Source organism: Egibacteraceae bacterium, assembly GCA_040905805.1.
Classification (GTDB): Bacteria; Actinomycetota; Nitriliruptoria; order Euzebyales; family Egibacteraceae; genus DATLGH01.
In genome coordinates this window covers 51807-64103 of record JBBDQS010000003.1, presented here as the reverse complement: position 1 = coordinate 64103, position 12297 = coordinate 51807, and the positions used below count along the sequence as shown (strand labels likewise).

General features: G+C 74.3%; 13 protein-coding genes and 1 tRNA gene. 4 read left to right on the top strand and 10 right to left on the bottom strand.

Going from position 1 to position 12297, the window contains the following annotated elements:
* Position 1: 1 nt before the first annotated feature.
* The 7 genes from WD250_01040 to WD250_01010 all read right to left on the bottom strand — a co-directional run bounded on the left by WD250_01040 (position 2) and on the right by WD250_01010 (position 6060).
* Positions 2–74: transfer RNA gene (locus WD250_01040), tRNA-Ala, on the bottom strand.
* Between the two features lie 75 nt (positions 75–149).
* Positions 150–380, bottom strand: coding sequence for a hypothetical protein (locus tag WD250_01035; protein MEX2618778.1), 231 nt, complete (start codon positions 378–380; stop codon positions 150–152).
* A gap of 456 nt (positions 381–836) precedes the next feature.
* Positions 837–1310 carry a MogA/MoaB family molybdenum cofactor biosynthesis protein gene (locus WD250_01030; GenBank protein ID MEX2618777.1) on the bottom strand — a complete coding sequence of 158 codons (474 nt, stop codon included), beginning with the start codon at positions 1308–1310 and terminating at the stop codon, positions 837–839.
* On the bottom strand, positions 1307–1822 hold the full coding sequence (gene moaC, locus WD250_01025) for a cyclic pyranopterin monophosphate synthase MoaC (GenBank protein ID MEX2618776.1): 516 nt from the start codon (positions 1820–1822) through the stop codon (positions 1307–1309). The genes WD250_01030 and moaC overlap by 4 nt, the downstream gene beginning before the upstream one ends.
* The gene (glp, locus tag WD250_01020; GenBank protein MEX2618775.1) at positions 1819–3108 is read right to left on the bottom strand and encodes a gephyrin-like molybdotransferase Glp; all 1290 of its coding nucleotides are present in this window, start codon (positions 3106–3108) and stop codon (positions 1819–1821) included. The genes moaC and glp overlap by 4 nt, the downstream gene beginning before the upstream one ends.
* A 4-nt stretch (positions 3109–3112) precedes the next feature.
* Positions 3113–3988, bottom strand: coding sequence for a UTP--glucose-1-phosphate uridylyltransferase GalU (galU, locus tag WD250_01015; protein ID MEX2618774.1), 876 nt, complete (start codon positions 3986–3988; stop codon positions 3113–3115).
* Between the two features lie 56 nt (positions 3989–4044).
* Positions 4045–6060 carry a diguanylate cyclase gene (locus tag WD250_01010; protein ID MEX2618773.1) on the bottom strand — a complete coding sequence of 672 codons (2016 nt, stop codon included), beginning with the start codon at positions 6058–6060 and terminating at the stop codon, positions 4045–4047.
* A 53-nt stretch (positions 6061–6113) separates the two neighbouring features.
* On the opposite strand from WD250_01010, the gene WD250_01005 reads away from it, so the two are divergent.
* The 4 genes from WD250_01005 (at position 6114) to WD250_00990 (ending at position 8943) form a co-directional block, all read left to right on the top strand.
* Positions 6114–6707, top strand: a complete 594-nt coding sequence (locus tag WD250_01005; GenBank protein MEX2618772.1) for a 5-formyltetrahydrofolate cyclo-ligase — start codon at positions 6114–6116, stop codon at positions 6705–6707.
* Positions 6708–6746: 39 nt separating this feature from the next.
* Entirely contained in the window at positions 6747–7160 is a 414-nt protein-coding gene (locus WD250_01000; protein ID MEX2618771.1) for an FmdB family zinc ribbon protein, read from the top strand.
* 61 nt (positions 7161–7221) lie between these two features.
* Complete coding sequence (locus tag WD250_00995) at positions 7222–7932, top strand: SAF domain-containing protein (protein ID MEX2618770.1); 711 nt, start codon at positions 7222–7224, stop codon at positions 7930–7932.
* A 45-nt stretch (positions 7933–7977) separates the two neighbouring features.
* A complete protein-coding gene (locus WD250_00990; protein MEX2618769.1) occupies positions 7978–8943 on the top strand; it encodes an undecaprenyl-diphosphate phosphatase in 966 nt (321 codons plus the stop codon).
* On the opposite strand, the gene WD250_00985 is transcribed toward WD250_00990, so the two are convergent.
* From WD250_00985 to WD250_00975, 3 genes are read right to left on the bottom strand one after another with little or no spacing between them, the layout of a single operon-like run.
* Positions 8940–10112 carry an ABC transporter permease gene (locus tag WD250_00985; protein ID MEX2618768.1) on the bottom strand — a complete coding sequence of 391 codons (1173 nt, stop codon included), beginning with the start codon at positions 10110–10112 and terminating at the stop codon, positions 8940–8942. The two genes, WD250_00990 and WD250_00985, sit on opposite strands and share 4 nt — an antisense overlap.
* Positions 10113–10156: 44 nt before the next feature.
* Positions 10157–11302 (bottom strand): ABC transporter permease, encoded by a 1146-nt coding sequence (locus WD250_00980; protein ID MEX2618767.1) that lies wholly within the window; start codon positions 11300–11302, stop codon positions 10157–10159.
* The gene (locus tag WD250_00975; protein ID MEX2618766.1) at positions 11302–12291 is read right to left on the bottom strand and encodes an ABC transporter ATP-binding protein; all 990 of its coding nucleotides are present in this window, start codon (positions 12289–12291) and stop codon (positions 11302–11304) included. Before WD250_00975 ends, WD250_00980 begins: the two co-directional genes overlap by 1 nt.
* Between the last annotated feature and the right edge of the window lie 6 nt (positions 12292–12297).

Here is a 12297-nt window from a genome sequence, read left to right as displayed (position 1 = left end):
GTGGAGCTGTGGGGAATCGAACCCCAGGCCTCCTCGATGCGACCGAGGCGCTCTACCAACTGAGCTACAGCCCCTGCAACGCGGCGTGCGCGCACCGTGATGCTAGCAGCGGGACACCCGGCCGGCAGCCGCCGACGCGCCCCCGTGCGTCACGCGCCGCGGGCGGTCCGGATGCGCACGCCGGAGGTGAGGGGTGGCACGGCGGGCTGCGGCGGGAGGTAGTGCAGCTTGTCGTGCGCCTCCTCCCGACGGGTGCGGATCTGGACCAGCAACGCGATGTACCCGGACAGCGACGCGTAGGCCAGCACGAACAGCACCCACGCCCACCCGCCGACCAGGAGACCGAGGAGACCGGTCACGGCCGTGGCGATGGCGAGCACACCGAGGACCTGGCGTCGGCGCTCCAGCGTCTGCGGCGACGGACGACGCGGCCCGGGTGCACGCGGGGTCCGAGACGCGACCGGGGACGGCGATGGCGGCGTCGGGATGGAGACCGGCCGCTGCGGCCCATCCCGATCGGGACGGCCGAGCACCACGACATGGCCCCCTGGCGGGGTGCGGGGTGGGGCAAGCCTGCTCATGCTCTGCTCGAATGCGTCGATGGAGTTCAGGGGCGACCCGAGACGCCGTGCCTGCCACGGGCCAGGGAGGAGTATCAGAGCCCAGACTCCACCGAGCAAGACCACGACCAGAACGCTCATGGAACGTGACCGTAGTCGAGCGAGCCGCGAATCCGATGGAACCCGTGCAGGACCCCGCTTTCCCGCCTGCCGGACCCCCTCGCCGGCCGGTCCGTTCCGGCATGCGCTGACCGCACGGACCGGCACCGCAGAGAATCAGCGGGCGTGGTCCCCGCCGCGCAGCTGGTCGACCGCGTGACCGAGGGTCGGCAGCACCGTGGCGAGGTTCTCGGCGGCGGCCTTCGGGGAACCGGGCAGGTTGATCACCAGGGTCTGGCCGCGCAGCCCCGCCACCCCCCGCGACAGCATCGCCATGGGGGTGATCGCCTGCGAGGCCGCCCGCATCGCCTCGGGGATTCCGGGGGCCAGGCGGTCCACGGCGTCCAGGGTGGCCTCGGGTGTCTGGTCCTTGGGGTGCAGGCCCGTGCCGCCGTTGGTCACCACGAGGTCGGCCTGCTCGCACGCCGAGACGATGACCTGGCGCACGCCGTCGCGGCCATCGGGGACCACGACCGGCTCACCCACCTCGAAGCCCGCCCCCGCGAGCAGCTCCGCGACCCGGGGTCCGGCCTCGTCGGCGTAGACACCGGCCGCCGCCCGGGTCGACACGGTCACGACCACGGCCCTCATGCGCAGCCCTCGTCATCGGGGTCGGCCGGCTGGCCGCGAGTCCAGTCGCCGTGGGTGCCGCCCGTCTTCTCCTGGAGGGCCACGTGCTCGATCACCACGCCCCGCTCGACGCCCTTGACCATGTCGTACAGCGCCAACGCCGCCGTGCTGGCCGCGACCAGGGCCTCCATCTCGACCCCGGTGCGGTCCGTTGCGTGCGCCACGGTCGTGACCGTGGCGAGGCCGTCGGCGGCATCCACGTCGATCTCGACGTCGACGCTGGTCAGCGCGACCGTGTGGCAGAGCGGAATGAGCTCCGGGGTGCGCTTGGCCGCCATGATGCCGGCCAGGCGGGCGACCCCGAGCGCATCACCTTTGGGCAGCCGCCCGTCGACCAGCAGCGCGGCCGTCCCGGGCGTCATCCGCACGCGGGCGCTGGCCACGGCGCGGCGCGCCGTGCGGTCCTTGCCACCCACGTCGACCATCCGGGCACGGCCCTGGTCGTCGACGTGGGTCAGGTGCCGACCGCTCACCGGCTGCCGCCCGGGTGCTCGACCAGGACGTGCACGACCACGGGGTCACCAGCGGCCACGTCGGTGCAGTCCTCGGCGATCTCGGCCAGCCCGTCGGCGTCGACCAGGCTGCGCAGGATGCCGCTGCCCTGCTCCCCCGTCGGTCGCGCCGTCCAGCCGGTGGGGCTGTCGCGCAGCTGGACGCGGACGAACTCGACCTTGTGCGGTGCGCTGCGCACCGCGGTCTCCATGACGGCCCGGACGCGCTGGCGGTTGAGGTCGGTGCGCCCCTGCATCAGGCGAATGGCCGGACGGACGAAGATCTCGAAGCTGACATAGGCGCTGACGGGGTTGCCCGGCAGTCCGAAGCACGGGATCGGCGGGCCCTGGTGGGCCTGTCCCTGGAGGAAGCCGAAGGCCTGGGGCATGCCGGGCCGCATGCCCACCTTCGTGAAGGCCACGTCGCCGAGGTCTGCCAGCACCTTCTTCACGAGGTCGTAGCGGCCCGCACTGACCCCGCCGCTGGTGACCAGCAGGTCCGCGTGGGTGAGGGCCCCGTCGAAGGCTTCGACCAGGGCCCGCTCGTCGTCCGCCACGATCGCCTGCCGAAAGGCGGTGGCACCGGCCTCGCGTGCGAGCGCGGTGAGCGTGTAGGAGTTGGTGTCGCGGATCTGGCCGGGCCCCAGGGGCGCCCCCGGCTCGACGAGCTCGTCGCCGGTGGAGATCACCGCCACCCGGGGCCGGGGATGCACGCGGACCAGGGAACGCCCGACGGCGGCGAGCATCCCGACGTCGGCCGACCCGAGCCGCCGCCCGGTGGCGAGGATCTGGTCGCCGGCGGCCACGTCCTCGCCCGCGGACCGGATGTGGGCGGACCGCGTGGCGCCCGCACGCAGGTGCACACGCCCGTCGCGCTCCTCGGTGTCCTCGACGGGGACGACCGCGTCCGCTCCCGGCGGCAGCGGCGCCCCGGTCATGATGCGCACGGCCTGGCCCGGTCCGACACGCGGCAGGTCACCGGTGCCCGCCGCGACCTCCCCGACGATCTGGAGGGCGGCGCCGGCGTCGGCGTCGTCGGCCTGCACGGCGTAGCCGTCCATCGCCGAGTTGTCGAAGCCGGGCACGGGCCCCGGCGCCACGATGTCCTCGGCGAGGACGCTGCCGTGGGCCTCCAGCAGGCGCAGCTCGATGGGCTCCAACGGCTCGACACGGGCCAGCACCGACCGGCGGTAGCCCGCGAGGGGGGCAAGCTCGGCCGGGTCCCCGTGGGAGTGGTGCCCCCCGGTCGTGGTCTCGGGCGCTCCCATACGCTCAGAAGCCCTTGACGTAGTCGGCCAGGAAGGCGCGGAACTCGGGCCCGAGGTCTCGCCGTCCGCACGCGATCTCCACCGTCGCCCGCAGGTACTCCAGCTTGGCGCCCACGTCGTAGCGCACCCCGCTGAACTTGATGGCCCGGATCGGCTCCTCGCGGCACTGGGCCTTCATCGCGTCGGTGAGCTGGATCTCCCCGCCGCGTCCGGGACGGGTCTGGGCGATGTGGTCGAAGATGTCGTGGGTGAGGACGTAGCGACCGATGATGCAGAGCCTGCTCGGCGCGTTGGCCTTGCCCGGCTTCTCGACCATGTCGTGGACCTCGAACACGTCGGGGCGCTCGGGGTCGGGTTGCGCGTCGATCACCCCGTACTTGGACAGCGCCGCATCATCGAACTCCATGACGGCGACCACCGGCCGTTGGCTCTCCTCGCAGAGGTCGACCATGCGGGTCAGGAGACGCTCGTCCTCACCGATGAGGTCGTCGCCGAGCAGCACGGCGAACGGCTCCTTGCCGACGTGGTGGCGCGCGCAGCCGACGGCATGACCGAGCCCGAGGGGCTGGCCCTGCCGCACGTAGTGCACCGCTGCGAGCTGGGACACCGCCCGGACAGCGGCGAGGAGATCCTCCTTGCCTGCCGCCGCCAGCTGGCGCTCGAGCTCCACCGCCTCGTCGAAGTGGTCCTCCAGCGCCCGCTTGCCGCGGCCGGTCACCAGGAGCACGTCCTCCAGACCCGCGGTGACTGCCTCCTCGACGACGTACTGGATCGCCGGCTTGTCGACGACCGGCAGCATCTCCTTCGGCTGCGCCTTGGTCGCCGGCAGGAACCGTGTCCCGAGCCCGGCAGCGGGGATGACCGCCTTGCGTGCACGCACGCGTTCGACCCTTCCTTGCTCGCTGATGCGGGCATCCTATCCCCGCAGGTCCCCGGCTACTCGGCGGGACCGAGTTCCTCCGCACCGACGACCCGGTCGCGTCCCTGCTCCTTCGCGCGCTGCATCGCCCGGTCCGCCGCCCGGTAGAGGGTGGCGCGGTCATGGGCGTGCTGTGGGAACGTCGCGACCCCCACGCTGCAGGTGACACGCAGATCGACCGTGCCGGGCCGCGACCCGACGGGCAGCGCGAGCGGCGTGTGGCCGACCGCGGAGCGCATCCGCTCGGCGACCTGCAGGGCACCGTCGTAGCCCGTGTCAGGCAGCAGCACGGCGAACTCCTCCCCGTGAGGGTGGGTGACCACGTCGGGGTCGCGGGTGGCTTCCTGGAGACGCCGGCCGACCTCCGCCAGCGCCGCGTCGCCGGCCGCCTGGTCGTACTCCTTGTTGATCCGACCGAAGTGGTCGAGGTCGATCGCCAGGACCGAGACAGTCCGGGTCCCATCGCCTCCTTCGTTGGCGCGCCGAGCCCGCTCCAGCTCCTTGTCTGCCTGCGGCTCGAAGTAGCGGATGTTCCACAGGCCGGTCACCGGGTTGGTCAGCGACAGCCGCTCGGTCTCCTCGTGGAGACGGACGTTGTCGATCGCCACGGCGACACCGGTGGCGATGCCCCGAGCGGTGTCGAGGTCCACCTCGTCGAAGGGGCCGGCGGCCTCGTCGCGCACCAGGACGAGCGCGCCGTTGGTGCGGCCGCGCCCCTGGAAGGGGACCGCGAGAAGGTACGGCTCGTCGGGCTCGGTGGCCGCACGGGCAGGCGAGGCCGTCGCGCGGTCCGCCAGCAGGACGGGCTGGCCGGTGCGGACCACGCCGGCGGCGACCTCCTCGTAGCGGTCGACGCGTCCGGTCGCACCCCACCCGCGGGCGGCCTTGACGTCCAGGGCGTCCCCGTCGCCGGTCGGCAGCAGGATGGCCGCACCGTCGGCACGCAGGGTGGTTGCGGCGGTCTCCACCACCACGGTCAGCATCCGGTCCAGGTCGAGGCTTCCGGACAGCGCGTCGCCCAGGCGCGAGAGCGAGCGGCGCAGCTCGTCACGGCTGCGTTCGACCTCGGCCAGGCGCGTCGCCAGCTCGGTGGTCATCGTGTTCAGCGCCTCGCCCAGGTCGGTGAGCTCCCGGCCGCCGGACGGCTGCAGACGCTGCGACAGGTCCCCGCCGGCCACAGCACGAGCGACGTCGGCCGCCCGCTGCACCGGGGCGATCACCGACCGTGCGAGCCACCACCCGATGCCCGCCGCAGCGACCACCGCCAGCGTCAGGACCGCGATCCGGAGCCCCAGACCGGGCGGACCGGGTCGCGGCGCCCAGAGGACCAGCTGCGACCCGGGGGCGTTCACAAGGTCCTGCACCCAGACCAGGGTCGACTCGCCATCGACCGCCAGGTCCTCCACCTGCCCTGCCGGCGGCAGCTGCGACACGGCGGGCGCGGGGCCGGTGGCGGCCAGCACGCGGCCGTCCGCGACGAACGCCGCGCCGCTGCCCGGGGGGGGGTCGTGGGCGACCTGGCCGAGGAGCGCCTCGTCGAGCCATACCGCCACCGCCACGAGCCCGGCATCGGCCACCACGCGCACCGCCAGCAGGAGCTCCCCCGCGGGAGCGTCGGGACGCGCGGCGACCACGGCAGCCGCCCCCGCGACCGTCTCGGGCGCCTGCCCCCCGGGCGGCTCCGGCCGGCGGGCGGCGAGAAGCTGGCCTTCGGGGGTGGCCAGGACGGTGACGCCGGCACGCGCGACCGCCGGCTGGCGGTCGAGCCACGCCTCCGCGGCGGCCGGACCGGTGAGCGCGCCGGCCAGCCCGTCGCGGATCGCAAGGTCGTCGGCGAGGTCGTCCGCCCGGAGCCTCGCCGCCTCGACGAGGGCCGCGGCGGAGGCGCCGGCCCGGGCGAGCTCGCCGGCCAGGCGGTCGCGCAGCTGGGCGGTGCTCTGGGCCTGCACCCCTGCCATGCCCACGGTCATGGGCGCGATGGTGATCACGACGAAGAACAGAGCCAGGCGGCCGCGCAGTCCCATACTCGGCATGATGACAGCCCCATGGACGATGCGCTCGCGGAGGGTGATTCGGCGGTGACGCAGTGAACAACACGGAGCAGGCGGCGGCGCGCAAGGCGGCGCTGCGGGGTCGCATGCTCACCGAGCGCGCCGCCCTGTCCGAAGCGACCAGGGCGGCGGCGTCCGCCGCCATCGCACGCCACCTGCCCGAGGTCGCCGAGCTGGCGGCGGCCGAGACCGTCCTGGCCTACGCCGCATTCGGTCACGAGGTGGCCCTGCCCGCCTACCTGCGGTCCGTCCTACGGGCGGGAAGGACCCTCTGCCTGCCGTGGGTCGACGGCGACCGGCTCGAGGTCGGACGGGTGACCGACCTCGACCGGGACCTGGCCCCGGGTTGGCGCGGGGTGCCGGAGCCGCGGGCGGGGTGTCGGCGGCCGGTGGACCCGGCGATCCTCGACGCCGTCGTCGTCCCGGGCCTCGCCTTCGACCGGCGGGGCCACCGCCTCGGCTACGGCGGCGGGCACTTCGACCGGCTGCTCGCCCAGGTCGGGCCGGGTACCGTGGTGGTCGGCGCCGCCTTCGACGTGCAGCTGGTCGACGCGGTGCCCACGGAGACGCATGACGCCGCCGTGGACGCCCTCGTCACCGAATCGGGCATCATTCGGGTCGACGCCTGACCGGGCCGTCCCGGCCCCGACGCAACCAGGGAGGACCCTTTGCCCACCTACGAGTACGCGTGCCGCGAGTGCGGCCAACACCTCGAGGTCGTGCAGTCGTTCAAGGATGAGGCGCTGACCACCTGCGGCACCTGCGGCGGCTCGCTGCGCAAGGTCTTCAGCGCCGCGGGGATCATCTTCAAGGGCTCGGGCTACTACGTGACCGACACCCGCCAGAAGCAGGCCAAGTCGTCGGGCGATGGCCCGGCCGCAAAGGACGGCAAGGACGCCAAGAAGTCCGGCAGCGGGGACTCCACGCCGAGCACCTCGGGGTCGGACAGCGCGAAGTCGGGCGACGCCAAGGGGGGCGACGCCAAGGCCGGCGACGCCAAGGCAGGCGACGGCAAGTCGGGCGACGGCAAGTCGAGCGGCTCCAAGTCCTCCGAGCACCGCGGGACGGCGGAGTCCGCGTAGTTCTCCACACCCGGGGGGACCGTGGTCCCCGCGGTGGGGGCGGCGGCGTCATGCTGTCCGCATGGCCCCCCCCGCGCCCCATCGCCCCTCGGTCCTCCACCGGCTGCGCGCCGGGATGGACGGCCCGTACCCGGTGCTGCCCCGCCCCCTCGATGCGGCGTCCGAGCGCTGGTCGTCCCTGCGGCCACGCAGGCGAGTCCTGGTCGTCGTGCTCGTCCTGGCGATCACGGCAGCGGGCGTCCAGGCCCGCATCGTGGCCGCCGAGCACCGCTGGGGCGGGGCACCGGTCCGGGTGCTCGTCGCCACCAGCGACCTGGCCGTGGGCGCCGCGGTGACCGCGGTGCGCCAGGTCGGGCTCCCGCCCGATGCCGTGCCCCCCACCGCGGTCACAAGGGCGCCTGGTGACGGCGCGGTCCTGGCGCTGGCGCTGCCCGAGGGCGCCGTGCTGACCACCAGCCATCTCGACCCCAGGGGCCCGGCAGCCGGCTTGGCGGAGGGCCAGCGGGCCGTCCCCGTCCCCATCGAGGACGGCTGGCGTGTCACGGCGGGCGGGTGGGTCGACGTGTGGGTGCTGGGCCCGGGTGAGGAGCCCGCCTCGTTGGTCGCCCGGTCACGGCCGGTGCTCGAGGTCCGCGAGGACGGCTCCTCCCCCACGGCCCTCGTCGCACTCGACGGGGACACCGAGGTCGGACCGGCGACCACCGGCCTGGCCCTCGGCCGCCTGCTGCTCACCCACGTCCCCGCGCCGCAGGCCACCGGCGACCTGGACTAAGATCCGCGCCGCGCGCGCCGTCGCGCCCCGAAGGAGCACACCCCCGTGATCACCGACTGGCTGCAGGCCATCGCCCTCGGCGTCGTCCAGGGCCTGACCGAGTTCATCCCGGTGTCGTCGAGCGGGCACCTCGTGCTGATCCCCTACGTCCTCGGGTGGCAACGGCCGGGCCTCGCGTTCGACGTGGCGCTGCACGCCGGCACGGCGGGCGCCATCGTCGTCTACTTCCGCACGGAGCTGGGCGGCATGGCGACCGCGGTGCTCCGCCGCGGGTCGGACCGCGAGAGCCGCCTGTACCGCAAGCTGGTCGTGCTGCTCGCGGTGGCGAGCCTGCCGGTCGCGGTCGTCGGGCTCACCCTGAAGTCGACCGTCGAGGAGCTGTTCGAGACCCCGCTGGTGGCGGCGGTGATGCTGTTCGTCACGGCCGCGGTGCTGATCGGGGGCGAGAAGCTGCGATCCCGCCGGGTGAGCGCCGCCACGCCACCGCGCGCCCCCGCGGACGACGACGCGGAGCTGCCCGCGGCGACGGTCGTCACACCCGAGCGGGCCGCCCCGATCGTCACCCACGACCTCGCCGTGGGCGCGGACGCCGCCGACCCCGACGGCAAGGACCTCGAGGCCATGAGCGTGCGCGAGGCGGTCACCGTGGGGTTGGCCCAGACCCTCGCGCTGCTCCCCGGGATGTCGCGGTCAGGGGCCACCATCATGGCCGGTGTGGCCTCGGGGATGACGCGCGAGGCGGCGACGCGCTTCTCGTTCCTCATGGCCCTGCCCGCGATGGTGGGCGCCTCGATCGTGAGCCTGCCCGACCTCGGAGAACCGGGCCCGGTCCCTGGCGGGGCCATCGCCGCCGGGGTCCTGGCGGCGTTCGTCTCGGGGTACCTGGCGATCGCGTTCCTGGTGCGCCTTGTGGCTCGCACGAGCCTGGTGGTGTTCGCCCGCTACCTCGTCGTCGCCGGGGTGCTGGGGCTCGTGGCCTACGCCGCGCTCGGGCCGCCGAGCTCCGTCTAGCCGCCGCGGAGGCTGATGCCCAGGCGCCAGGTCGCCACGGCGAGGAGCACGACGGCGAAGCCGGCGAGCACGCCGAGCGCCCCGAGCACATCGGTGAGGCCACCGCCGTGGGTGCCGACCTCGCGCAGCGCCCCGATCGCCCACGAGTGGGGCACCGCCCGGCCGATCGTCTGCATCACCGGCGGCACGATCTCCAGCGGCCACAGCGCCCCGCCGAGCATGCCGAGCCCGATGCCCAGCGGCGCGGCGATCGCCGACGCCTGCTCGGTGTTGTCGAGCACCGCACCGAACAGCATCGCGGCGCCGGTGCCGACGAGGGAGAAGACCACGATGACCGCGGCGACGGCGACGGGGTCTCCCCAATCGGCGCCGAACAGCAGCGACGCACCGGCGAGCACGATGAGCGCCTGGCCGAGGGCGATGGCGAACCGAGCGGCCGCCTCGCCGATGAGGACGGTCCCCGCCGAGGCCGGTGAGGCGAGCATGCGCTGGGCCGTGCCGAGCCGGCGTGACTCGATGAGCGCCGCCCCGCCCGTCAGCGAGGTGATGAACACGAACAGCACGAGGTTGTGCTGCGACGACTCGTCGACACCGAAGGACAGCGACTCCTCGTCGGTGCGCTCCTGCTCCACCGCCAGCAACGGTTCCTCGCCGAGGCCCGCGGCCGCCGCGCGGGCCGCCGCGGCGGAGAGCCCGAGCTCGTCGACGGCCACACGCAGCGCCACACGTCGCGCGTCGAGCTCGGCGATCGCCGACTCGACCGCGATGCGCGCGGCCGGTGCGTCCTGCGACGCGGGGTCGCCGACCCACCGCACCTGGATCGTGCCGGCTGCGCCGGGGTCAGCGCCCTCGGCCGCGCCGGGCACCACGACACCGCCGACGACGTCGCGGCGGCGCACCGCGCCGGTGAGCGCGTCGACATCGTCGAAGTCGCGGATCGCGAGCGCCGGCTCGGCCTCCAGCGCCTCCACGAGCGCACCGCCGAACGCGTCGCCGACCACGCCGACGGGCAAGGAGGAATCCCGGCCGTCGCCTGCGCCGGCACCGAACAGCAGGATCACGATGAACGGCAGCACGACGATGAAGAACAGACCGATGCGGTCGCGGACGACGCGGCGCAGCGCCGTCACGACGATGGCCGCCACGGCTCGCGGCGCAGACGGTCGCACGGGAGTCGGCTCCCGCGCCGGTGGAAGTGGGGGGGCGGTCACGCTCACAGCGTCACCAACCGGTCCGCGCGCGGCAGGGCGACCGCCAGGGCAACCACGGTGAACGCCGCGATGCCGACCAGGGGCACCACCACGACCTCCAGGCCCCCGCCCGAGGCCAGGTCGACCAACCCGCGCAGGGCGAGCCCGTTCGGGGTCGCAAGCGACAACGGCTCCAGGCCCGCCGGCAGCGAACCGAACGAGCCGCCGAGCAGGGCGAGGGTGAACACGATCACCGACGTCCACCCGTTCACCTGCTCCTCGGTGCGCGCCAGGGTCGCGATGAGCGTCGTGATCGCCGCGGCGGCCAGCGTGATCGCCACGGCGAGCACGACGACCCCGACCGGGTGGCCCCAGGTCGCGCCGAAGCCGACGCTCATGACGAGCCACAGGGTGGCGATGCAACCCAGCGCGAGCACGAAGACCGACAGCGCGGTGCCGACGAGGATCGACGCGCGTGGGATCGGGGCCGCGGCGAGGCGGGCGAGGCTGCCCTGCTTGCGCTGGTGCAGCAGCCCCTGGGGACCCGCCCCGACGACGAAGAACACGAAGAACACCGCCATCGCCGGGCCGAAGTAGCTCGCCGCGTCGGGCAGCGAGCCGGCCACGGGCTCGTCCACGAGGGCGACGACCGGGTCGGCGGACAGCGCGGCCGGGACCAGGGCGGCAGCGGCGGCCGGGTCCACCTCCCCGGAGCGCACCGCGATCTCCACGACCTGGCGGCCACGTTCGAACCCGGCGGCGACGCCGCGTGCGACGGCGACAGCGAGGTCTCCGGCCAGCCCGCCCGTGGGGCCGATGACCTGCAGGGCGGCGGGGTCTCCCGCGGTGACCGATTCGGAGGTTCCGGCGGGCACGACGATCCCCGCGCCGGCCTCGTCGTCGCGGACGGCGGTGCGTACCGACGCCGCATCGGCGACCTCGACGACGGTGAAGACGTCGGCGCCGAGCGCCCCGGTGATCGCCTGGCCGATCCGGTCCCCGTCCTCGTCGGCGAGGGCGATGGTGACGGACACGCCGCCGGTCGAGCCGAGGGCGAGCGACAGGATCACCGCGAGGCCGAGCGGGGCGACGAACGCCGTGATGAGCGCCGAGCGGTCGCGCAGCCGGGCGCGGAGGTCCCGCACGGCGATGTCGAAGGCCGCGCGCATCAGTCCCGCAGCGCCTTGCCGGTGAGGTGCAGGAAGACCGCCTCGAGGTCGGGTTCGATCACCTCGACGCTGGTGACCGTGGACCCCGACGCGGCGGCGGCACCCATGACGTCGGCGAGCAGCCCGCGCCCGTTCGTCACGAGCAGGGTCACGGCCTGGTCGGTGGTGATCGCCTCGTGGACGCCCTCGAGGCGCTCGCACGCCCGCGCGACGCCCGCGGCGTCACCATCGACGACCAGCTCGACGCGATCGCGCTGGCCGAGGCGGGAGACCAGCTGGCGGCGGGTCCCCTCGGCCACCATGCGCCCGGAGTCGATGATGCCGACCCGGTCGCACAGGCGCTCGACCTCCTCCATGTAGTGGCTGGTGTAGAGGATGGCGGTGCCGGCGCCCGACAGGGCGGCGACGGACTCGAGGATCGCGTTGCGGCTCTGGGGGTCCACGCCGACGGTCGGCTCGTCCAGCACGACCAGCTGCGGTTCGTGGAGCAGGCCCGCGGCGATGTTCACCCGCCGCTTCATCCCGCCCGAGTAGGTCTCGACGCGGTCGCCGCCGCGGTCGGTGAGCCCGACGACCGCGAGCGTGGACTCGACGCGATCGCGCAGCGGCGCGCCCCGCAGCCCGTAGAGACGCCCGAAGAAGGCGAGGTTCTCCCGGGCGGTCAGGTCCGGGAACAGGGCGACGTCCTGGGGGACGTAGCCGATCGCGGCCTTGGCGTGCCGGGCGTCGGCGGTCACCGAGTGTCCGGCGACGGTGACCGTCCCGCCGTCCGGCACCAGCAGGCCGCACAGCATCGAGATGACGGTCGTCTTGCCGGCCCCGTTCGGACCGAGCAGCCCGTAGGCCTCACCGTGGGCGATGGCGAAGGAGATCCCGTCCACGGCGGTGAGATCGCCGAAGGACTTGCGCAGGCCGTCGCAGGCCAGCACCGGATCCTCGCCCAGCCCCTCCCCGACGGCCTCCGTGGCCGCCGACGCCGGCTCAGCCATGGCCTC

Coding starts and splice junctions, on each gene's coding strand:
- WD250_00975 (MEX2618766.1), bottom strand. CDS start 12,291: ATGGCTGAGCCGGCGTCGGCGGCCACGGAGGCCGTCGGGGAGGGGCTG.
- glp (MEX2618775.1), bottom strand. CDS start 3,108: ATGGGAGCGCCCGAGACCACGACCGGGGGGCACCACTCCCACGGGGAC.
- WD250_01030 (MEX2618777.1), bottom strand. CDS start 1,310: ATGAGGGCCGTGGTCGTGACCGTGTCGACCCGGGCGGCGGCCGGTGTC.
- WD250_01010 (MEX2618773.1), bottom strand. CDS start 6,060: ATGCCGAGTATGGGACTGCGCGGCCGCCTGGCTCTGTTCTTCGTCGTG.
- WD250_00980 (MEX2618767.1), bottom strand. CDS start 11,302: ATGCGCGCGGCCTTCGACATCGCCGTGCGGGACCTCCGCGCCCGGCTG.
- WD250_00995 (MEX2618770.1), top strand. CDS start 7,222: ATGGCCCCCCCCGCGCCCCATCGCCCCTCGGTCCTCCACCGGCTGCGC.